We start from the raw sequence: 1,259 nt of genomic DNA on the forward strand, positions 1-1,259 counted from the left end.
CGGCCTGCCGGAAGTGCGCCAGGTGCTGGCCGACCGCACCCGCCGCTTCGACAAGGGCGGCGAACAGTTCTACGACCAGATCTCGGCGCTGCACAAGTCGGTTCGCAGTTCCAACCCGGATGCCGCGCTGTACTGGCTGACCCGCATGCTCGATGGCGGCTGCGATCCGTCCTACCTGGCGCGCCGACTGACCCGCATGGCGATCGAGGACATCGGCCTGGCCGATCCGCGCGCGCAGAGCATGGCACTGGAGGCCTGGGACATCTACGAGCGGCTGGGCAGCCCGGAAGGCGAGCTCGCCTTTGCTCAGCTGGTGCTGTACCTGGCCAGCACCGCCAAGTCGAATGCAGGCTATGCGGCCTTCAACCAGGCCAAGGCCGATGTGCGCGAGAGCGGCACTGAAGAAGTGCCGCTGCACCTGCGTAATGCGCCGACCAAGCTGATGAAGGAGCTGGGCTACGGTGCCGAGTACCAGTATGACCATGATGCCGAAGGCGGTATCGCACTGGACCAGACCGGTTTCCCGGATGCGATGGGCGAGCGCGTGTACTACAACCCGGTGCCGCGCGGCCTGGAAATCAAGCTGAAGGAAAAGCTGGACCGGCTGCGCGCCGAGCGCGAAGCGGCAAGGGCGGCTAAGGGCCGCTGACCCGGTTCATGTAGAGTCGAGCCATGCTCGACTCCGCTCTTTGACGGACTACGGGTGCCTTCTGGAGCAGTAGTCGAGCATGGCTCGACTCTACAGGGGGCAATGGCAGCCGAGCGTGGTTCGTTGCCACATTGTCCATGGGGCGTGCATTTGGCACACTGCGCGGCTTCTCTTTCAAGGATCGATGCCGTGCAGGAAATGATTCTGCCGTTGAAGCGCTATGCCCAGTTCGAGGGCCGCGCCAACCGCCGCGAGTACTGGATGTACCAGCTGTTCCTGTTCCTGGTGGCAACGGCAGTGATGCTGCTGGCCGGTGTGCTGGCGATCCTCCTGCGCAACAGTCCCGATGCACTGGCCGGCATCCTGATCGGCATGATAGTGCTGCTGGGCGTGATGTGGCTGGCCACGATCGTGCCGCTGATTGCCGTGACCGTGCGCCGCCTGCATGACTGCAACCAATCGGGCTGGCTGTTCCTGCTGGCGCTGGTGCCGGGCGGTGGCATTGTGATCATGATCTTCTCGCTGCTGCCGGGCACGCCGCAGGAGAACGTGTACGGTCCGGTTCCCGCGGGGCCGTGAGGCTGCGGGAGTCGAGCATGGCTCGACTCTA

At 64.6% G+C, this 1,259-nt stretch carries 1 protein-coding gene and 1 pseudogene; both read left to right on the forward strand.

The genetic code is table 11. The features are described 5' to 3' along the window. A pseudogene (locus QRO95_RS25215) lies at positions 1 to 649 on the forward strand (recombination factor protein RarA); the annotation flags it as partial. Positions 650 to 838: 189 nt separating this feature from the next. After that, positions 839 to 1,228: a DUF805 domain-containing protein gene (locus QRO95_RS25220; protein WP_032127349.1), complete on the forward strand. Its 390-nt coding sequence runs from the start codon at positions 839 to 841 to the stop codon at positions 1,226 to 1,228. Positions 1,229 to 1,259 lie beyond the last annotated feature (31 nt).

This window comes from Stenotrophomonas maltophilia group sp. Smal13 (genome assembly GCF_030236855.1).
GTDB classification, from domain to species: Bacteria; Pseudomonadota; Gammaproteobacteria; order Xanthomonadales; family Xanthomonadaceae; genus Stenotrophomonas; species Stenotrophomonas maltophilia_A.